Source organism: Pseudoalteromonas rubra, from assembly GCF_005887115.1.
Lineage (GTDB): Bacteria > Pseudomonadota > Gammaproteobacteria > Enterobacterales > Alteromonadaceae > Pseudoalteromonas > Pseudoalteromonas rubra_F.
In genome coordinates this window covers 83,460-104,352 of record NZ_PNCJ01000013.1, presented here as the reverse complement: position 1 = coordinate 104,352, position 20,893 = coordinate 83,460, and the positions used below count along the sequence as shown (strand labels likewise).

12 protein-coding genes are annotated in these 20,893 nt (G+C 51.9%); 4 read left to right on the top strand and 8 right to left on the bottom strand.

From position 1 onward, the window contains the following. The first annotated feature begins 163 nt into the window (after positions 1–163). The 3 genes from CWB98_RS09280 to CWB98_RS09270 all read left to right on the top strand — a co-directional run bounded on the left by CWB98_RS09280 (position 164) and on the right by CWB98_RS09270 (position 7,237). Positions 164–1,762 carry a glycoside hydrolase family 3 protein gene (locus tag CWB98_RS09280; RefSeq protein WP_138544616.1) on the top strand — a complete coding sequence of 533 codons (1,599 nt, stop codon included), beginning with the start codon at positions 164–166 and terminating at the stop codon, positions 1,760–1,762. A 167-nt stretch (positions 1,763–1,929) separates the two neighbouring features. Then, entirely contained in the window at positions 1,930–4,521 is a 2,592-nt protein-coding gene (locus CWB98_RS09275; RefSeq protein WP_138544615.1) for a TonB-dependent receptor, read from the top strand. Positions 4,522–5,062: 541 nt separating this feature from the next. Next, on the top strand, positions 5,063–7,237 hold the full coding sequence (locus tag CWB98_RS09270; protein ID WP_138544614.1) for a carbohydrate-binding protein: 2,175 nt from the start codon (positions 5,063–5,065) through the stop codon (positions 7,235–7,237). A gap of 234 nt (positions 7,238–7,471) precedes the next feature. Here the strand turns inward: CWB98_RS09270 and CWB98_RS09265 are convergent, their stop codons facing one another. Beyond that, on the bottom strand, positions 7,472–8,440 hold the full coding sequence (locus tag CWB98_RS09265) for a class 1 fructose-bisphosphatase (protein ID WP_138544613.1): 969 nt from the start codon (positions 8,438–8,440) through the stop codon (positions 7,472–7,474). A gap of 159 nt (positions 8,441–8,599) precedes the next feature. Here CWB98_RS09265 and CWB98_RS09260 point away from each other — a divergent pair, with 159 nt between their 5' ends. Continuing rightward, positions 8,600–11,026, top strand: coding sequence for a zinc-dependent metalloprotease (locus CWB98_RS09260; protein ID WP_138544612.1), 2,427 nt, complete (start codon positions 8,600–8,602; stop codon positions 11,024–11,026). Between the two features lie 59 nt (positions 11,027–11,085). Here the strand turns inward: CWB98_RS09260 and CWB98_RS09255 are convergent, their stop codons facing one another. The 7 genes from CWB98_RS09255 to argE form a co-directional block, all read right to left on the bottom strand. After that, positions 11,086–12,063: a heme-binding protein gene (locus CWB98_RS09255; RefSeq protein WP_138544611.1), complete on the bottom strand. Its 978-nt coding sequence runs from the start codon at positions 12,061–12,063 to the stop codon at positions 11,086–11,088. A gap of 127 nt (positions 12,064–12,190) precedes the next feature. Next, entirely contained in the window at positions 12,191–13,759 is a 1,569-nt protein-coding gene (locus CWB98_RS09250) for an alkaline phosphatase family protein (RefSeq protein ID WP_138544610.1), read from the bottom strand. 5 nt (positions 13,760–13,764) lie between these two features. Further along, positions 13,765–15,744, bottom strand: coding sequence for an alkaline phosphatase family protein (locus CWB98_RS09245; protein ID WP_138544609.1), 1,980 nt, complete (start codon positions 15,742–15,744; stop codon positions 13,765–13,767). A gap of 1 nt (position 15,745) precedes the next feature. Next, positions 15,746–16,834, bottom strand: coding sequence for a ferritin-like domain-containing protein (locus CWB98_RS09240; protein WP_138544608.1), 1,089 nt, complete (start codon positions 16,832–16,834; stop codon positions 15,746–15,748). 10 nt (positions 16,835–16,844) lie between these two features. Continuing rightward, a complete protein-coding gene (locus tag CWB98_RS09235; protein WP_138544607.1) occupies positions 16,845–18,686 on the bottom strand; it encodes a GMC family oxidoreductase in 1,842 nt (613 codons plus the stop codon). A 9-nt stretch (positions 18,687–18,695) separates the two neighbouring features. Further along, entirely contained in the window at positions 18,696–19,184 is a 489-nt protein-coding gene (locus tag CWB98_RS09230; protein WP_138544606.1) for a hypothetical protein, read from the bottom strand. Positions 19,185–19,592: 408 nt separating this feature from the next. Next, entirely contained in the window at positions 19,593–20,756 is a 1,164-nt protein-coding gene (argE, locus tag CWB98_RS09225) for an acetylornithine deacetylase (RefSeq protein WP_138544605.1), read from the bottom strand. Positions 20,757–20,893: the final 137 nt, after the last annotated feature.

Here is a 20,893-nt window from a genome sequence, read left to right as displayed (position 1 = left end):
AATGGCAGTGACGGCCGCTTTGTGCGTACTGAAAGATTGATGAATGTATAAAACGGATTGATATCAACCTCAGGGTGCCTGACGGGCACTCCTTTAGCTGAATATTTTTTAAATCGGCGCCGTGGCGCTGAGGGTTTTGTTTTGCCGAAAATCAGAGGGCAGTATGGATATTGAAAAGAAAGTTGCGCAACTCATAGACACGCTTTGCATCGAAGAAAAAGTCGGACAGTTGTTTGTACTGGCATTTGCCGGAGAGGACCGGGACTATGCAAAGGCGTTGGTCAAGGAACGCCACATCGGCGGGTTTTATATTACCGACGACAATGCCGCTAACCCCACAAGTGCAGCGCAGCTTGCACATGACTTACAACACGAGGCATCACTGAGAGCCTGCGATGCACCTTTGTTATTGGCCGTCGATCAGGAGGGTTCCTGGGGGATCCTCACTCAGTATACCGATCTGGGACCTGGCAATCTGGGTCTGGGTAAGGCCGACAACACAGCACTCACCACAGATATGTATCAGGTCTTTGCGGAGCAAATGCGGGAAGTGGGATACAACACACTGCTTTCACCTTGTGCGGATGTGAATGCGGATCCCGACAATCCCATCATTGGGCTGCGCGCCTTTGGTGAGCAAAGTCACCATGTTGCTCGTCATGTTGCAGCCGCTGTGCGCGGTGTAGAGCGTAGCGGCAGTTTGAGCTGTGCCAAACACTTTCCGGGACACGGAGATACCCACAGCGATTCACATCAGACGTTACCTGTGGTGGATAAATCATTGCAGCAGCTGATGCGCGAAGATCTCTTGCCTTTTAAGGCTGCCATTGAATCGGGCGTGCCGCTGATCATGACCAGTCATATCAGTTATCCGCAAATTGATGCCGACCACCCTGCAACCTTATCATCGACGATTTTGCAAGGGGTGTTACGTCAGCAATTAGGCTTTGAAGGCCTGATCATTACTGACAGCATGAACATGTGGTCGATGCGAAAAAACTATGCCCCGGAAGACGCGGCCATTCGGGCGTTGCAGGCTGGCGCCAACCTGGTGATGCTGAGTGAAGAACACTACGAGAACAGCACCACACCGTACAAGGCCATTCAGGCGCAAACCATTGACGGCGTCATTGCTGCTGTGAAGCAGGGTAGCCTGCCTGAGTCTGTCATCGATGCGCGTTTGCAACAGGTACTAACATTCAAGTACCAACATTTTGCGACGTCACCTAGCCCGGCCGCCAGTATACTGGAAGGTGCCAATCAACTTGCACGCGAAGCGGCTGAGGCTGCCATTCGGGTCGTGCGTAATCGCCATCAGCAGTGGCCGCTGGCTGGCCGCCCATTTACTCTGGCATTTGCCGCAGATCCCAAAGGCTACGACAGCATAGTGAATAGCCGGGGAATTGGTCCGAACGACCCAAACTCAGCACGAGATGTGATCCTCGACACATTAGCAGAGCGAGGACGCGAGTACCGGCTTTGGCAGCACGACCAGCTGCTGGCCGCACTACAGGCACCGACTGAACCAATGGCAGAACCTTTGGTACTCATCACAGAAGACTACCCGCTGCCCGGAGAGAGTTTTGATGTGGCTGCGCAACAACAGCGTGTGAAACAGGCGCTGCAAAAATGGTCTGATAACGTCATTGTGATTGCCATGCGTTCTGACTATGAGGTGGCGCAATATACTGATTTATCGACTTATGTTTGTGCATACTCGAGCCGATCCGTCAGCGCCCGGGCGATGGCTGAGCTGCTTTAAAAAGAGCAGTAAAACGAAATAATAAGTGCTTGACAATTAGTCAAAATGATTTAATAAATACTTAGTATATCAATTTTACTAATAAAAAATGACAGTTTGATAATAATACAAGCCCGTCGACTCACTGGGAATGAACGGCTTGGGAAAAAGGCAAAGGGGAGAAGAGCATGAAAAATCAGGGCTCAAAGGTAAATACCAGTTATCTGAAATCTAGTTATCTGGCGGTTTGTGTAGCGACAGCGTTATCTGGTATGTCGTTTGGTGCAGTGGCTGAACAGCAGGAAGGCGCAAATAAGGAAATTGAAACAATAGAAGTCAGAGGGATCCGACGCAGTCTGACCGAGGCGCTCAATACTAAGCGCTTTGCAAACTCTGTTGTTGACTCAATTTCGGCCGAAGACATAGGTAAGTTTCCGGATAAAAATATCGGTGATGCAATGCAGCGGATCCCGGGTGTGACTGTGGTCAGAACCTTTGGTGAAGTGAGCGGCGTAACGGTTCGTGGTACAGCACCGGAACACAGCATGGTGCTTTTGAATGGTCAGAATGTTGCCAGCGTAGGCTGGTTTGACCTGGGTGGTATGAACCGTAGCTTTAACTTTGAAATGTTAGCTGCAGAGCAGATCTCGGGCATGGATGTCTACAAATCTGTTGAATCTGATATCAACGAAGGGGCGATGGGGGGAACGGTCAACCTGAAGACGCGCAAGCCGCTGGATATGGACTCAGGCACTGTTTTTGCGTCGGTGGAAAATGCCTACCATAGCAATGCTGAAGACTGGTCTCCTGCTTACTCAGGCCTGGCAAGCTGGAAAAATGAGCAAGAAAACTTCGGTATTTTAGTTGCTTACTCAAATGAAGAGTCAAAAGTATACCGTGAAACCTTGTCGACATTCGGGCCTCCTGGTGCAACTGAACTGGAAGACAGCAATGGCGTGATGAGGAAAACCTCTTGTTGTGCAGCCTCAATTTTGTTTGATGAAGACAGAGAGCGCAGCAGTAGCCAGATCAGCGTACAGTACGCACCAAGCGACGCACTGACCCTAAGTCTGGATTACAATCTGTTTGAACTGGAAAATGACCATATTAACTCTGCGCTATTCACCATTATGGGTTACGGCACATTGCAGGGTGAGTCTGTCAGAGTGAATGAACAGGGGATTGTTACCGGGGCAACCGTCACCGCATCTGGTCCGGGCAACGCACCTTTGTTCAACAACACAGTATTGCGTACCCCGAAAATGGAATCGGATGTGGTGAACTTTACGGCCAACTATCAGGCTGAAGCCTGGTCTGCGGATTTCGTTATTGGTAAATCCACCGCTGAAGGCCGCATTGGCCAGACAAGTACCTGGTGGGGTGATATCTCTGAACGTGCCAACTCAGGTTTCTCGTATGATGTCAGCGGTCCGCTGGAGCTAATCCCGGTAAATTCCGATTATATGAGCAGTCATGAGAATTTTGAGCTGTTCCATGAGTACACGTATATCAACTACGAGCGTGATCATGAAATTGACTATTTCCAGGCCGACTTTACCTTTGAACTGGACTCGCCGGTCATGACGTCTATCCAAGCCGGAGTGAAATTCCAGGAACAGGTCTTCTCTTATCAGGAAAACAACCAGGACTTGAGTGTTGATACAATCCGTGCAGGCGGCGAGCGACTGACGCTTGGTGACTTCAACGGTGGCTTTGTCTCTGGCCTGCACAGTGCCGAAGGCCGTGCTGGTAGTTTGTCGGCTTTCCCTATTGGCACACGTGGACTTTGGGATTACGCCCGCAATAATGCGCCAGGCACGGTGACGGTTAAAGATGCTTTCTCTATTGAGGAAGACATTGCTGCTGCGTATGTTAAAGCCAATTTCTCGGGAGAGGGTTTCCGCGGTAACTTAGGCCTGCGGGTGGTGGAAACTGACATTCTCTCTAAAGGCGAAATCAATGGCGTTAAGGGGGAAGTGGATAAAACCTATACCAACTACCTGCCTAGCCTGAACCTGGCTGTTGATCTCAGTGAAGACATGATCTTCCGTTTTGCTGCCGGTTCAACGGTGTCTCGTCCGGATTATGACGATATGAAAGTGGCAGACATCATTTCTGAGAGCTTTAAAACAGCCAATGTCGGTAGTCCGGATCTGGATCCCTATAAATCGGATCAATACGACATGGGCGTTGAGTGGTACTTTAACCCGTCGTCTTTGCTCGGCGCCACTTTGTTTGTGAAGAACATCAGTGACTATATTGAGCAAACAACGGTTGCTGAGGATTATCCCGGATGTGGTGCAGGCTGCCTGGTAACACGTTCGCGAAACGTTGGAACCGCTGATGTTCGTGGTATTGAGTTACAGTATCAACACGACTTTGAAAATGGCTTTGGGGTACAGGCAAACTACACATACACCGACAGCAGCCGCACCGACTCAACCGGTAAAGAAGTACCGATTGAAGAGGTATCACAAAACTCTTACAACCTTTCAGGTTTCTACGAGAATGAGCTGTTCAGTGTGCGCCTGGCCTATAACTATCGTGATAACTGGGTCCGTCAATACAACGGCAGTGGCCTGGACAGCCTGAATGATGCCTACGATCAGGTCGATGCGTCAGTGGTATGGCATGTAACAGAGAATATCGATGTGTCGCTTGAGGCCATTAACCTGTTTAACGAGGCTCTGGTACTCAGACAACCCACCGCAGGTAACATTGTTCATGCCGTGGATGAGTTTGGTACGCGTTACTTTGTGGGGGCAAGCGTGCGCTTCTAACCCTCAGTTTTCCGGGCAGCAACCCAAGCTGTCCGGTGTTTGAATAAGGGAGGTGCCCGCTTCCCTTAGGCCAGTTTGGTTTTAACTGGCTAATCCGCGCGCAACCTGGCAAGGAAGACTGCACAGGTGCGCGGATAAGGGTGCAAACCTGACATTTCCGGCGTCTTGACCGGACAGGTTCCGTGTACCCGCACTTCTACTCGGTTAAGGCAGGTTTGCCCGGCTTGCCTTATTTCTCGCCTTTTTATAATTGATTTTATGAGTGAAATGTTATTGCAATAAATTTTGTAAAAACAATTGACTTATTATTTTGTGAGCGCTAGCTTGTATATTAGTTGAGCAAATAGAAATGCCCATTTTGCATCTTAAGCAAGATAGGCTTGCTCACTGCCTCAGTGATATTAGCCCGCAATAGATAATTAATGCGGGTTTATTGGTAGGCGGCTTGGGTTGGGTCGCGGTTGTTCATTAAAATTGTTGCTCTAATCGGGTTGGTATTGCTGGGTTTGTTTCGATTAAAAAAATAATGAGGAAACACCTAATGAAATTGAAAATGACAGGATGTGCAGCCGCCGTGATCTTAAGTTGTTCCGCGTCAGCGGGAACGGGCGTACAGGACTTTTTGGATAGCTTAAGAAACTTCGAATCGGGAATTAACCCTGCGCTGGCAGATTTTTACCTTGAGAACCTGAATAACCCGGTTTACAAGTATGCCAAAGTGTCGGCACCGGGCCGTATGGTACGTGACTGCTCAACAGGCAGCATGATCCCGGAAGATACCACCATTAATCAGTTCTTCACTAAGCTGGGCATTGACGGAATCTATAACTCACAAACTCCGTATAGCGCTGAGATGTTTAAAACCATGCAGTATAACTCCATGAATGCCTGGGGGTTCGTGGGTTATCAGCTGGGTGAAGCCGTTCTGATTGATGCCGGTTACTATAGCCCGAAAGTAGTGACGATTGATGGCAAAGAGTACGACAGCTTCTACGTGTTTGTGGAAGACAGTACCTGGATTGGCTGTAAAACAGAAGCTCTGGTTGAGATCGTCGGCTCTGGTGGTAACCAGATCCAGGCAACAGATGTGAACCGCTGGGAAGGCACCTTTGTTGGTAAGAATGGCGTCAACTCATTCGCTGACCTGCTGATCCCGGATAATCAGGAACTGGTGATGCGCGATGCCATGCGGTTTAACTATGGCGTGATGACGCAGTTGCTGACCGATGCCAACATGACCTGGGAGCAGGCGCTGGCGAAGAGCTGGCCGGGTACAGACGACAACGGTAATCCAATCACTGTGCAGGCAACCATGTCGGGTTTGCTGGCTGCGGCTCACTTACGTGGCGCCTGGGGTACAGCACGATTGCTGACCAAGGATGAGATCACCTGTGATGAGCTGGGCACCTGTATCACTAAGTATGTACACAAGTTTGGTGGTTACAATACTATCTTCGACACGCCAGCAGATGACGTGATTGAAGGGTCAAAATATGATGAAAAGCTCTCTGCGGGCTGGGGTAACGACTTAGTGCTACCCGGTGGTGGTGTGGATGTTATCGAGCTTCATGAGCAAAGCGGCTCTGTGACCACCGTACGCGATTTCACCGTGGGCGAAGACCGCATTATCCTGCGCGACTGGCAAACTGTTGCACCGCTGAGCAATTTGTCAGTCTCTGATGTTGCTGCTGGTGCTGAGCTGGTATTTGCCGGTCAGCGTGTGGTACTCGAAGGTGTGTCGGCTGCTGCTGTGAACGTCAATACTGAAGCGGTGATTGCCCAGTCGGATATCTATGAAATTGCCTGGTCAGGCAAGCAGACTGTGACCGGCTTTAATCCACAACTGGATAAAATTCGCGGCACGGCGGGCATTGGCTTTAAACACCTTAAAGCGTATGAAACCGATACGGCGTTGGTTATTGGCGTTCAGGCCAAAGATGGCGGTATTTATAGCTCGGTTGAGCTGGTTGGCCTGACGATTGCTGACCTGACACCAGATATGTTTGATAACGTGACCGGTGGTTATGATCGTCTGGGCTTTATTGTGCCGCTGAACAGTCAGAACTGGGGTTGGAACATGGCGCTGACTGTGAACAGCTTTGACCCGGCCAAAACCGTGATCAGCATGCCGCTGTTCAACTATAGCTTCTCCATGCTGATCCTGACGCAGGAAGGTGCGGATACGGTGATCACGCTGGACGAAACGGCTTCAAAAGGCGATCAGAAACGTCTGGTTCTGAAGAACACAGATGTAAACAGCCTCAGCGCCGCAAACTTTGATTTTGTCTCGGGTAACTTTACCGATGCAACCATTGATGTACCGGTATTCTATGACATCACAGCCACGGTTGTGGGCACAGGCGGCAGCATTTCACCAGCCCCAGACGCCAATGGCGTGATCAGTGGAAAAGGCAACACCGACTTCACACTGACCTTTGTACCAGACAGCGGTTATCGCGTTGCGACATTGAAAGTCGATGGCGTGAGTGTGACAGCGCAGTCAAGTTATACCTTTGTTGCACTTGCTGCGGCACACAGCGTACAGGTCACCTTTGAACCAGGCAATGCTTGCCCGGCTCCCTGGAATGCAGCAGATGTCTATACGACGGGCGATCAGGTGACCTTTGAAGGCAAAACCTATGAAGCCAAATGGTGGACGCAGGGTAACAACCCGGCCTCATTGGGGCCATGGAAAGAAATTGCCAATTGTCAGTAATGACGCAATTTGATTAAGGACAAGCCATGGCCTGCGCAAGCGGCCATGGTTTTTTTGATCTGTGTGGTGCCAGGTTACAACGAATCTGGCTGGGGCTGCCATCTCGTGAAGCGCTGTGGTGATTAGCCACTTCTGCCAGTTGCAAAAGAAGGGTATAAGGAGAAAAAAGAGGAAGATAAAAAACGCCATGGCGAACTTACCATGGCGTATAAAGTGTGTCGCTAAATAAGGGGGTTACTTATGATACCCAAGACACGCTTCGACTTCGTTTTTCGAGCCCAAGATCACTGCCACGCGCTGGTGGATATGCTCCGGGTCGATATCCAGAATACGTTGCTCGCCGGTGTGAGCCAGGCCGCCGGCTTGTTCTACCAACATGGCCATCGGGTTGGCTTCGTACATCAGGCGCAGCTTGTATGGCTTTTCCGGGTTTTTGGTGTCGGCCGGGTAAGTAAACAGGCCGCCGCGGCATAGCACGCGGTGTACGTCACCCACCATGGCAGCAATCCAACGCATGTTAAAGTTTTTACCGCGCGGACCGGTGTCACCAGCCAGCAGGTCGTTGATGTAGTTTTGCATGGCTGGCTGCCAGTGGCGCTGGTTTGAGGCGTTGATGGCAAATTCTTTGGTGTCGGCCGGTACTTTGGCAAACTCTTCTGTCAGCAGGAAACTGCCGTGGGTTTTGTCCAACGTGAAGATGCGGGTGCCTTTACCTGTGGTCAGTGCCAGTGTGGTGCACGGACCGTAAAGTACGTAGCCTGCGGCAACTTGCTTGTGACCTGGCTGCATAAAGATAGCCGGATCGGCCGGATCGCCGTCTTCTGGTGCTTCCATGATAGAGAAGATGGTGCCCACCAGTGAATTGATATCGGTATTCGAGGAGCCATCCAGCGGGTCGAACGCCACAATAAACTTGGCATCCGGGCTGCCTGCTACCGTGCCTTCCTCTTCTTCCGAGGCAATGGCCTTAACATAGCCAGACTCCAGCAGAATGTCTTTAAGTAGCTGGTTAGACAGTACGTCGAGTTTCTTTTGAGTTTCGCCCTGAATGTTTTCATCCAGCGTTGAGCCCAGCACGCCTGACAGTGCGCCCTGACCGACGCGGAAAGAGATTTCTTTACAGGCAGCCAGAATGGTTCTGATCAGTGAAACCAGTTCACGGGAACAGCCGTCTTCAATTAACACCGGTGGAAGTCTACGCATAAATATTTGTCCTGATAACGGTTATGTTGCAGCCCTGCCAGAGTGAGAGAGCAGGCCACAAACAGCGCTGAATTTTGTCCTAAATAACTGTATTTTGTATACGATTTAATATACAAAAGAGGTACCAGTCATCTAACCTCAAACAACAAAGATAAGAAAATGCGAAAAACACGCTTTGCACCTCACATGTTCTCGGCTTTGCTATTGGCTATGATACCCCAAGCGCACGCCGCAATTAAGTCTATTGATGAATTTACTGACAACTTCAACCATTTTCCCGGGTTCTATGCGTTTTACAGCGACCCATCCAGTGGCAAAATTTATCTGGATGTCGACAAGCTCTCACAGCCATTTTTGTTGCAGCATAGCTTGCCTTATGGCGTCGGCTCTAACGACATTGGTCTGGACCGTGGTCAGCTGGGTAGTACTTATCTGGTGCAGTTCGAGCGCTTTGGTGACAAGGTGATGCTGCGTGCTCTGAATACCTATTTTCGTGCCAGTGCTGACAATCCGGCAGAGCAGCAAAGTGTGAAAGAGGCGTTTGCCTCGAGCATTTTAAACGGTTTTAAGGTGGTAGCCGAAGATGACGACAGCGTACTGATTGACTACACGCCTTACTTATTATCGGATGTACATGGCGTATCTCGCACTCTGGCGGCGCGCAAACAGGGCAGTTACAGCCTGGACGCCAGCCGCAGCGCGACCTATATGCCGCGCTCTAAAGCTTTTATGAAAAATACCGAACTGGAAGCGGTTCTGACCTTTAAAGGCAGTAAGCCTGGTGAGTATGTGAAGCAGGCGACGGCGAACCCTTATGCGGTCACTGTCCACCAGCACCACTCGCTGATCGAACTGCCGGATGATAACTATCAGCCCCGCGCATTTCATCCGCAGTCGGGCTACTGGAGCATAGAGCATAAAGACTACTCGGCACCGCTGAGCGAGTCTATGTATGTACGCTATATCCCGCGTCATCGTTTAAATAAAAAAGACCCGACGGCAAAAGTATCTGAGCCGGTTGAGCCGATTGTGTATTACCTGGATCCGGGTGTGCCCGAGCCGGTGAAAACCGCGTTGCTCGATGGTGCACGCTGGTGGGATCAGGCTTTTGAAGCGGCGGGTTACAAAAATGCTTTCCAGGTTAAAGTGCTGCCGGAAAATGCCGATCCTATGGATATTCGTTACAACGTGATCCAGTGGGTGCATCGTGCGACCCGCGGGTGGTCGTATGGGGCATCGGTGATCGATCCGCGCACCGGTGAGATCATCAAAGGTCATGTGACACTGGGCTCACTGCGGGTACGCCAGGACATCCTGATTGCAGAAGCCCTGGCCGCGCCATTTGTTAAAGGCGATGAAGTGACGGAGCGTTTGCATGCCATGGCGCTGGACCGTATTCGCCAGCTCAGTGCCCACGAAATTGGTCACACCCTGGGAATTGCCCATAACTTCTCGGCGTCGGTAAAAGAGCGTGCCTCGGTAATGGATTATCCACATCCGCTGGTGGATATGAACGATCAGGGTGAGCTGGATATCAGTAAAGGCTATGCCACTGGCATGGGCGAGTGGGATACTCAGGTCATCAAGTATGGTTACAGTGATTTTACCGCACAAGACGAAGCCCAGGCACTGGCGGCGATTTTGGCTGAAAACAAGCGCAAAGGGCTGGAGTTTATCTCGGATGCTGATGCCCGCCCGAAAGGTGGTGCGCACCCGACCGCCCACCTGTGGGATAACGGTGACGACCCGGCTGCTGAGCTGACTCGGGTGCTGGATATTCGCCAAAAGGCGCTGGCCCGTTTTGGCCTGAATAACATCAAAACCGGCGAGGCTTTATCTCAGCTGGAAGAAAAGCTGGTGCCGCTGTACTTGTTCCATCGTTATCAGGTGGAGTCGGCAGTAAAACTGATTGGCGGGGTAGACTATGACTACGAAGTGCGAGGCGAGCAGACCCCGAAAGGTGCACAGGTAGTGGCCAAAGCGCAGCAGCAAGCGGCACTGTCGGCCCTGTTGGAGACCTTATCGCCTGAGCAACTGATGATCCCTGAGTCGGTATTGGCGCTGATCCCGCCCAAAGCGTATGGCGAGTATAAAACCCGGGAGAGTGTGAAAGGTCGCACTGGCCTGACGCTCGATGCCATGGCATTGCCGGAAGTAGCGGCGCAGCATACTTTGAGCTTATTGCTGAACCCAGAGCGACTGAATCGCCTGGCACAACAGGGGGCGCGCAATGATGGCAACCTCAGTAGTGACGATCTGCTGAACACGGTGTATCAGCATGTTTTTCAGCCTAAAGCACAGCCGGGTATGGCAACTAAGCTTGCGCAGCGAGTGCGGTTTCTAACGGCTTATCACCTGGCAACGCTGAGCAGCAGTGACAAGCTGGCACCAGAAGTTCAGGCTCAGTCGCGTTTTTACCTTAACCAGCTGGTGGAGCAATACAGCAACGACTCTTTATTTGGTGGTACCAGTAAAGCGGATGCGTTTGAAACCTACCTGGCTGATCAGGTGGCACAGTATCTGAAAAGCGGCAAATGGCCAGCGGGCTTTAAAGCCTTGCCGATGCCGCCGGGCTCGCCCATCTAAGCGTGTTTAAAAGAAAAACCGGACTGACGTCAGTCCGGTTTTTTTTATGCCCGCACCGTTTAGACTTTTTTGACTAAGGTATTGGTGGTGATGTGCGGGAAGGTGACGGTTTGCCCCTGTATGGGGATTTCCATGGTGATATTTTGCGAGTACTGTAGCTGAGTAAAGTTATCGCTGCCATCAAGTGATTCCAGCCAGTAGCTGATGGCGTAACGGCTGACGTTGGCGTGCTGTTGCTCAAAGCCAATGTTGGTGACCGGAATACCTGAGTGGGCGGTATCCACTTCCAGCAAAATAAACTTCTTAGGCGGTGATACTTCCAGTGCGTTGGTCAGCGGCTGATTGGGGTTCAGGGTAAAGTCCGGGTTCAAATTACCGACACTTTTGGTGCTGTACTGATCGGTGCTGACATCATGGGGCAGACCCATAGGGAGCACGTCGCTTTTGCTCAGCATCGGAATGGTCGGCACACCTGTGCCCGACTGGAAATGTCCGCTGGCCAGAATGGAGTTCCCGTGCGGTACCGACATTTGCTTGATAAAGTCATAGGTTTGTGTGGGCGGCACACTGTTAGGCACCGTTTCAGTTCCGATCCCCGGCTTTTCTCCGTTGCCATAAGGCCCCAGCAGCTGTTTTCGATCGGTCAGGAACAGCAGTGAGCCATTTTCGGCATGCACCAGCTGATCCTTGGCCGGGCCATCGGCAAAGTAGACGCGCTGCTCGTAAAACAGGGTATTGGCAACCTGAGTGCCCAAACCACCCCGGTTAGGCGCCGTGCCGTGAATGGCTGAAAAGGTCAGTTCTTCGTAATACGAAAAGTTTTTCAGAATATAGCTGGCTTCCTGAGGGAGTGGCATCAGGCAGTAAGAAAATGGTTTGTCTGTGCCTCCCATGCCAGAGTTACCCAAAGGCTGATTGGTCCAGGTGCCGATCAAATGCTGCAGTGGGCCCAGCTCAGTGGTCGGGGCTGGTGGGTTTTCCTGTGCCGGATCGATCAGCAAAGGTTTAGAAAGATCCGGGGGCGTTACATCAGTCATGGTGGTGTCCTCATTAATTGCTACAGGCAAATTGGGGCCATACCCCGTGTGCCATAGGCTGATCCCTTCAGTGACTGCACGAAGGCAACGGGATCCCTGGCCGCCTTCGTCTGGGTGTTATGCCGGGTTATTTATCCCGATGAGAGTTATTGCGATGATACTCATCCCGATCATAGTGTGTGGCGTTGTACTCGCTGTAATAGCGGTGATAGCGATCGCGCGCGTAGCGCTTGGCGTCCTCGCGGTTATCGAAATGCGGTGTCTCACGGTTGCGGTAATCGCCATTCAGCGGCAACATGGCCACCAGTTCAGCTTCGACTTTTTGCAGATGATCGGCCTGCGGTTGCCAGTCATTGCCCTGCTGGTGTTGTGTCTGGCCCTCCAATGGTGGCTGACTCTCACTACGCGGCGCGCTGATCCCTTCAAGTGGATCGTCTCTGCGCGGTGTGCTCAGGCTTAGTACATTGCCAATATCCGGCGCAGCCGCATCCCGAGCTGTTAACGGGGGCAGACCAAAGCGCTGCTCCAGCGTTGCAAGGATCGAGGTGTGATCCAGCGCTGTGGGCGCTGGGCTACTGGCGTTTAAATCTGTGTCAGGTTCGCTGATCCTAAATACCGTACCGGCGGGAATTCTTGGCGAGACCAGCACTGTAGGCACCCGGACGCCAAAGCGCTGGAAATTAAAACCATCGTTGTCCGGGCAATCCTTGGGCTGCGCGGCGTTTTCCGGTGGCGGCACATGATCATAGCAACCCCCATGTTCATCATATGTGATGATCAGCAGTGTCTTGTCCCAGCGGGGTGACTGACGTAGTGCCTCATAAATGGCCTGTAAATATTGTTCGCCCTTTGCAACATCATAATTTGGGTGCTGACTGTTGCCATCTGAGCCCCATTCTGGCGCTAAAAAGCTATAGTGTGGCAAAGTGCCACTGGTGGCGGCCTGGGTGAAATCCTCGAAATTACCAAACTGACCATGCTCTGGTGACTTGGGTAGAGCTGCCAGAGACTGACGAGTCAGGATGGCATCATCCTCATAGCCAAATAGCCCCCAGCTGAGTCCAGCGTCTTCAAAGCGGTTATAAATACTGGTGGCATTGTAGACCTTATCGTGATCATTGAGCCGCCCCTGGCTGGTGGCCATTTGCACAAAAGCCCGGTTGGGCAGTGTCTCGGTAGGCACCGAGCAGTACCAGTGATCGCATACGGCATAGCCTTTGGCCAGGCCACTGAGTACGGGCAGTAGTTCAGGTGTGTACATGCCCATGATGTCGGAGGCTTTGGTGCCCTCGACAATCTGCCAGCTGCCTGGTTTTTGCGCATTGTCTTTGCGCTGCCAGCTCAGAGTATAGGCAAAGTCTTTAACAAATCCCTGATTGGTGGCGACTGTTCCAGCAGGCGGTGTATGGTGATCACCAAATAGCTGACTGTTGGTGTTGTAATAGCCTTCGCCCGGATCGGTGCCTGGCCAGAAGTAAGGGTGTTGATCAGCGGGGATCTTAAATACGCTGATCAGATCGCCGTTGTCATCCGGGTTGGTTTCTGAGCCGGTCAGGCCCTCAAAAGCGTGGCCCAGAGGTGAGCGGTTACCTTCGTCTGTGTATAAAAATCCCAGCATATGGTCGAAAGAGCGGTTTTCCAGCATCACCACCACAAAATGGTCGACTTGATTGAGTTGATTGTTGCTTGATTGCATAAGTGTCATCCCCGGGTTGTGTGACGGGCTGTCGATTTATAAGAGGCACGATGAGCACGTAATCGTTGATCGTGGCTATGCAGATAAAAGCACCACAGCTGGTCGCGATAACGCGTGGCACACAGTGGCGTGTCCGCTTGTCTATGGACATGGTTAAGTGGCTGCTGTTCACTCCAACCTGCCTCGGCCATGGTGCCATAGCCATTGCTGGTGGTGTCTGCCTTGGCCGGATCATAAGACACGGGTAGCTGGCTGGTAAGTACGCCGGGGATAGAGAAATTGGCGCTCAGCAGTTGCTGACTGTTCGGTGCGTTGTGGAATAAATGTAGTACGCCATCGAGCGTGGCGGCGGCCAGTTGACCCTCACTTTGGTAAGTGTGCTCCTGTGGTTCCGGCTCGTCGGGCGTGAGTTTACTGGGTGCCTGAGAAAAATGGCCAACACCGAATCCATTAGCCGACCACTGATGGCTTACGGCATTGTCCTGGGGACCGGCATAGGCGCTGTTGCTGACATCGGTGATATTAAACTCGGCACTGTTGTAGCTCAGGCAGGCCAGTGCATGGGTGCTGCCCTCACGGTAAATCAGTAAAGTATTGCTGCCCAGAGAGGCCAGAGTAAAAGTCCCCTCAGGCCTGCACACCAACGTTTGTGGCTGGCTTTGCCAGTGTTGCCGGGCATAGCGTTGTGCCAGCATGGTGCCTTGCTGGTCGCGATACACCAAAAGCAGCTCCTGACTTTGCGGCAATACCTGAAGGGCAAGGGCCGATACACAGTCATCGCCGGGTGCTGCCAGGGATTGCCAGCCCTGATTAGCCGTCAGCGTTTGCAACGTAATTCTCAGGTCCAGGTCGCGATAGCCCAGCACCAGGGTAGTGTCCTGCGCACTCAGTTGCAGCTGATCTTTACAGTCTTCGTGCATTAGTAAGGGTTCAGACCAGGCATGGCCATCAAAGCTGGTGCAATACAGATGGCCCGGTCTGTCATCCCGGATATAAAACAGGTAGAGCAGCTCACCCAGGCTGGCGGCTTGCAGTTCACTGGCACGCTCAATGTGGGGCACACAATTAGCGGGTTGCCAGTGCAGTGTCTCATCCCACAAAAAGCGGAAATAGTTGGCATGCTCGTCGTTTTTACCCAGGGTGCCGAGCGAGAAATTTTCCTCTATGGTGCGCAGCAAGGAATAATGATTGTAGCCCTCATGCTGCCGCGACGGCGTCAGGGTATCGCCCAGTAATACCGTATAAATCTGATTGGGCCCGTCGTAGTAATACTTGTATTTCTGGCTGGTATCGTAATCCGACTCAAAATCGGCTTCGTCATAGGTGACGACCACCAACGTATTATCGGGCAGCTTGCTGTCTGGGCCGGGGAAGTTAATCGACGCAAAAAACGACTTCAGCCAGTCGGCCTGCTGGTCCACCAATACTGGCGCACGCTCACCCTTGAGGTCATTGTCTTTGCTGCCAAGTAAATAATGCCCGTCGTGCCACATATTGGGGGTAAACCAGGCAAACTCAGGCAGGGTATCATTGAGCAGGTCCTGATAAAACTGTGCTTCGTTACCAATTTTTTTCCAGCGGGTTTCGCTGTCGAGAATGCGGGAAAACGATGAAAACGGGTCGTGCTTGAGCACATAGGGATAACTGTTCACGGGCGTGAAATTGGTTGCCGTCCAGGGCGTCCAGCCCGCCACATAGCTTTCCATGTAAGCACGCCAGTCCAGGTTCTGAGCTGAATCTTCAATCAGGTCAACCAGAGTGCGCTGGGGCAAACGTGGCGGCACTTCATCGTCGGTTACATTGCACAGCTCGCCTGCCAGAGACGCAATATAGTTGGTCTGCGACGGGTGCATTACGCCAAAACTGTTGGTCAGCTCAATCCCCTGAGCAGCAAGGTTGCGCATGTATGGATTATTCATCACATAGCCGCGATACTGGTTTTCAAACATGATCACAATAATGTGATCGAAGCGTCTGGTGGCCATATCAGCATCCTCCCGGACGGTCTTCTGCAGGGATATAACGCCAGGTCGGCGTAGCGTATTGTCCGCTGTCATCGGGCAGGGGGACCCGCATCATGCTTTGGGCTTTTTCCTTGAGTCCGAACATAGTACCAACGGCGGCAACCAGTAAGTCAGGCTGACCATTGAAAGCCAGGTGAAGCTGATCCAGAAGCAGGCTCAGGGTCAGGTTGAACTCAGTGTCCAGCCGGGCAATGGCAGGATACGGCTGGTAGTGTTTTGGTTGGGGGTTTTTCACCACGTTATAAACCTGATGATAATCAATCGGAATAGCCGGACCGGTCGGTCCTGAGTTGGGTGTGTCACCCTGAACATAGCGATAACCCAGCAGCAGTTCGTTAAAGCGGTAGTAATGGGACAATTCTCTGGGTTGCATAAACAGCTGGTGGTCGCCGCTGCTTATACCTGTGGTATCACCTAACGGAAAGGGCTGATCCGGGTTCCAGCACGCATCCGGGACCCCTTCGCCCTGCGCGATGATGGCATTGAGGGCAAAGTTGGCGGAGGCCAAGTCTGTCACTGGGGTGATCTCTCCGCCACCGCCATAATAATACTTATGCGCAATTTGCTTGTCATGGCAGTCGGCGGGGAACAGCGCGGGGCCATAGCGGTTATGCAGAGTTTGCAAGCCGTTTTCAATGCCGACATAGAACTCGCCTATGGTGATATCACCTGCTTTTGCCAAAGCGGCGGGCATTTCAATTTTAAGGAAGTTTTGCAGTGCCTCAGGGCTGAACTTTTGCAGATCTGCCTCAAACCAGGTTTCGCCGTCAGGTAGCTTAGTCGGAAAGGTGGGTAGAAACTCCGGACTGTTAATGGCTGGACTACCTCCAGTGGCAATCAGCAGATTCGCAGCATTGGTCAGATGAAACATCTCCTCCATCACGACCGAGCGGATCACTGTGTAGGCACACTGGTTGGTGCCTTCCTCAATGGAATACAAGGCGGTGAGGTAGACTGGTAATGTCGAGAACTCCAGTTCAATGGCCAATTGCAGGTCATGGTGCAGTTGTTCGAGCGTTTCTATCGGGCGTTTTTGCAGTTTATGATACATGGCAGATCCCTCATTCATACTGGTCGAGTGCGTTTAACACGTTGTCAGCAGCCCAGAAGGTCAGTGCTGCCATGGTTAAAGTCGGATTACTGGTTGCAATGGTGGGCATATTGCCGCAGCCAACCAGGTAGAGGTTGGGATGATCCCAGCTGCGTTGTTCGCGGTTTACCACCGAGGTGTTCGGATCATCGCCCATCAAGTGCGTGCCAACCAAGTGCCCGGCACCGTTGTAGACATAGCCTTTCCCCTGATACTGTACATAACCCGGATCGCTGGCTTTATATTTGGTAAAAGGCTCTACACCCAGGCGCTGGAAAATGGCATCTGACACTTCCTTAGCCTGTGCCATACCGGCACGGGTATAGTCGGTAACCTTGTAGTGGATCACCGGTCGATAGTTGCCCAGCTGGTCCCGGTATTGATCGTCTATCGTGACGCGATTATCGGGGTCGGGGAGTTGCTCGACCAAAAAGCCAAAGCGGAACATGCGTGGGTACTCTTCGGCGATTTTGTGACGCAGGGCCGGGCCAAATAAGTTTTGCTCATCGATGAGCTCAGGCACAGTGGCAATCGGTGCGCCTTCTGGCCAGCTCCAGCCCCAGTTGCCTATCTCAATACGAAAAGCGGCTTGCTCGGCGCGAAATGCCCCGCCGCGCAGTGAGGGGATCCCGGAGGTGGAACCCGGACCACGGAATGCGCCGATTTTGCAGGGCATCAGGCCCCAGGTCAGCATAGTCGGGTGGTCCATCAGATTGCGACCGACCTGATCGCTGGAATTTGCCACATTGGAGGCCAGCATTAGCTTGGCGTTTTCGACGGCGTGGGCTGCCAGCACCACGATTTTACCTTTGACCGCTTTATCGTCATAAGCCGCAGATTTGGTAGAGTGGTAGCGTTTGTAGTGGACCTTAGAGATATTCTGCGTTTTGTGGTCCACTTCGAGATTGTAGGCCACCGCCTGCGTCTCTATGGTCACATTGCCGGTGTTTTTGGCTTGCTCCAGCGTTTTTAAAGCTGAGTACTTGGCCTGGATAGGACAGATAGGCACACAGTTAGAGTTACCCGCGCAGCGTTGACCCAGATCTGGGTTGCCTACGGCTCCTACAGGGCGATAATCCCCCCGCGGCATGCCGTTGCGCCCTTGTGGGGTGGCCACCACATCAATGGGGTAGGGCTGGTTGTCAATTTCAACTTGCATGCCCTGAAGTCCTTTGGCCAGATACTGATCTAAAAAGCTCTGCGGAATTTGCTCCATCGGGTAATCGTAATTTGCTTCAAACGGCAGTTGTACGCTGGGGTTATCAATCTGCTGATAGGTCTGTACATCGGCATTGGCCGAGACCCCAATATGTTGTTCCGCGATTTCGTACCAGGGTTGTAAATCCTGATAGCTTATGGGCCAGTCCCGGCCCCGGCCAAAGCGCGTTTTGAGCTCAAAGTCTTCGGGCAGCATGCGCAGACAGGTGCCCAGCCAGTGCAAGGTGGTGCCGCCTTCACTACGAGTGTAGGTACTAGCAAACGGGTCAGGACCATACTGGACAAAATAGCCGTGATCACTGACGGGCTTATCCAGCGGTGGCTTTTGAATATCGGTGACCAAAGGTTGCGGGGCATTGGGGTTGTTGGGATACGGGGCGTTGGGGATCTTGGCCATGGCAGTGAAGAAACGCGCCATGTAAGATTCATAGCCTTTTTCTTTGCCCTGATCGAAGAAGCGCCCGTCGGTGCCCGTGCCTGCTTCCAGGATCAGCACTTTCTTGCCTTGCTCACCCAGCTGTTTAGCCATAATGGCGCCTGCAATGCCGGCCCCGACGATGACCACGTCGTATTCTGTATGATGATGATGTGTCATGCTGCTTTCCTAATCCAGGTTAAGTGGTTTCGCTGATTGGCCGGGAAAGGCCCAGGTGCCATACCCAGGCTGCTTCGCCCCCATGGGGTGACTGCCCAGGGCATTCCACACCAGGCCCTGGATATAGGCATTGCTGGATATCACGTAGTCTTCAACGGGCTTTTTGTCGGCGCTGAAATCATCCACCCCATACAGGGCATTCCAGTCGGCAGGCAGCTGATACCAGATAGAGAGGTACCACATCTTGATGATGTTTCTGGCGACCGGCCCAAGCTTGGCGCAGTTCCAGATACGGTCGTAAAATTGCGCCTGATTAGAGTCACATTCAAGTGAGCCAATTTCCTCTGCGCGGTGATAGAGTTCCTGTATCACGTCCTGACGAACCCACTGACTGAGTGTCTTACAATAAGTGGGACCCACGCCCGTGCCCTGTAACTCGACCAGATCGTAGCCAGTCAGAGTGGCACTGAGATGATAAAAATCGGTCAGTCTGTACATAAGTTTGCCCCTGATTAAGTGATAAGAAAAATGTACGAGCGGCACACATCAGAGGAAGGAAAACGGCGCAGCAAACGGCGGTCAGCTTGCTGTGTAAGTAGCGGCTTAGATCACGACAGATACAATGGCGCAGGCCATGGTAATTGGTATGACAGAGTGGTTTGCACATCTTTTGCCCCTTCCTTGCCAGTAGACAGATACTGCGGCGTCCTATGCTGACAGTCGATGGCCCCGAACGGCCAGGTTGAGCCGCTGCACAGAGCAAACGGCACAATTTTCAGAGGTAAAAGCCAGCTCTGAGTTGCGATTGACGGGTCGCATTTCGCCAGCTAATACCGCCTATGTATTACGTCTGTTCAGGTATAGTTGCTGAGGGGGCGTCTTGCAATTACATGTTATTACACTGCACTAAGCAAAACATTGTTGTCTGATCAACTCAGTCAGGATCTGCTGGCTGGGTTTGATTTTTTCCATCGCGAGATACTCATCTGGTTGATGTGCCTGCGCAATGGAGCCGGGTCCCATGACGATCGTCTCGCAACCAAGCTGCTGTAAAAAGGGGGCTTCTGTACAATAATTCACGGCCACAGCCTGGTGACCTGAAATTTTTTCAGCCAGTTTAACTAAGGAGCAATCCCGTGTGCCATGAAAGGCGGGAATGGGGTCGTGCAAGTCAATCACAGATACGCTGTCGGGATAACGCGCATTGATCGGAGCAACGGCCTGCAGTAACAAGGCCTGGAGCTCTGCGATGCTGAGTCCGGGCAGGGGGCGAAGGTCAATATGCAGTTCGCAGCAGCCACAAATTCGGTTGGCATTGTCGCCTCCGTGAATATGACCTAAATTCAAGGTCGGGTAAGGAATTGCAAAATCCTCAAGTGAATATTTATTCTTTAAATCTTCTTTTAACTGTAACAGATTGGTCATCACCTGCTGCATTATCTCGATGGCATTTAAGCCACGATCCGGATCGGAGCTGTGCCCCGAACGACCCGTTACCCGAATCGCCGAAGACATATGTCCCTTGTGGGTGTACACAGGAACCATGTCGGTCGGCTCACCAATGATACAGCGATCTGGCTTGAGGTTGCTGTGGCGTGCAACCTCCTGCGCACCAGCCATAGTGATCTCCTCATCTGCGGTGGCCAGAATCATGATAGGGGCGCTTTGTGGTAGGTCTTGAAGATCTTCCAACGCTTTCAATGCAAAGGCAAAAAAGCCCTTCATATCAATGCTCCCCAAGCCATAAAGTCGATTGTCCCGCTCGCTGAGGGTGAAGGGGTCAAAGTTCCAGCGGCTGTCATCAAAGGGCACAGTGTCTGTGTGTCCGGCGAGCATCAGGCCACCGGTTTGCTCTGCCTGGCCCGGCGGACATTTTCTGGCGAGTAAGTTGAACTTGCCCGGCGCGGCGTGGAGCTCGGTGATTTCAGTACTGAAACCCAGTTGTTCACACCACTGAGCAAGCAGTTCAATCACCGCCCTGTTGCTTTGGTTGAGTGTCTGATCGAGTGCACTGATAGAGGGCCGGGCAATCAGCTCGCGGTACATAGTTTTAAAGTCGGGTAATGACATTGCAGTATCCTAAAAATATTTATTCAAACCTGTTGCATAAAAATCTATATGTATGTAAGGTGAATATCAATTCATTTTTTTAGCATAAATATAGAGGGTGCAACAATGCGACGATAACATCATCAATAGCAGATAGT

Excerpts from the sequence above, each read along its gene's own strand:
- CWB98_RS09280 (WP_138544616.1), top strand. The coding sequence starts at position 164 with ATGGATATTGAAAAGAAAGTTGCGCAACTCATAGACACGCTTTGCATC.
- CWB98_RS09275 (WP_138544615.1), top strand. The coding sequence starts at position 1,930 with ATGAAAAATCAGGGCTCAAAGGTAAATACCAGTTATCTGAAATCTAGT.
- CWB98_RS09270 (WP_138544614.1), top strand. The coding sequence starts at position 5,063 with ATGAAATTGAAAATGACAGGATGTGCAGCCGCCGTGATCTTAAGTTGT.
- CWB98_RS09265 (WP_138544613.1), bottom strand. The coding sequence starts at position 8,440 with ATGCGTAGACTTCCACCGGTGTTAATTGAAGACGGCTGTTCCCGTGAA.
- CWB98_RS09260 (WP_138544612.1), top strand. The coding sequence starts at position 8,600 with ATGCGAAAAACACGCTTTGCACCTCACATGTTCTCGGCTTTGCTATTG.
- CWB98_RS09255 (WP_138544611.1), bottom strand. The coding sequence starts at position 12,063 with ATGACTGATGTAACGCCCCCGGATCTTTCTAAACCTTTGCTGATCGAT.
- CWB98_RS09250 (WP_138544610.1), bottom strand. The coding sequence starts at position 13,759 with ATGCAATCAAGCAACAATCAACTCAATCAAGTCGACCATTTTGTGGTG.
- CWB98_RS09245 (WP_138544609.1), bottom strand. The coding sequence starts at position 15,744 with ATGGCCACCAGACGCTTCGATCACATTATTGTGATCATGTTTGAAAAC.
- CWB98_RS09240 (WP_138544608.1), bottom strand. The coding sequence starts at position 16,834 with ATGTATCATAAACTGCAAAAACGCCCGATAGAAACGCTCGAACAACTG.
- CWB98_RS09235 (WP_138544607.1), bottom strand. The coding sequence starts at position 18,686 with ATGACACATCATCATCATACAGAATACGACGTGGTCATCGTCGGGGCC.
- CWB98_RS09230 (WP_138544606.1), bottom strand. The coding sequence starts at position 19,184 with ATGTACAGACTGACCGATTTTTATCATCTCAGTGCCACTCTGACTGGC.
- argE (WP_138544605.1), bottom strand. The coding sequence starts at position 20,756 with ATGTCATTACCCGACTTTAAAACTATGTACCGCGAGCTGATTGCCCGG.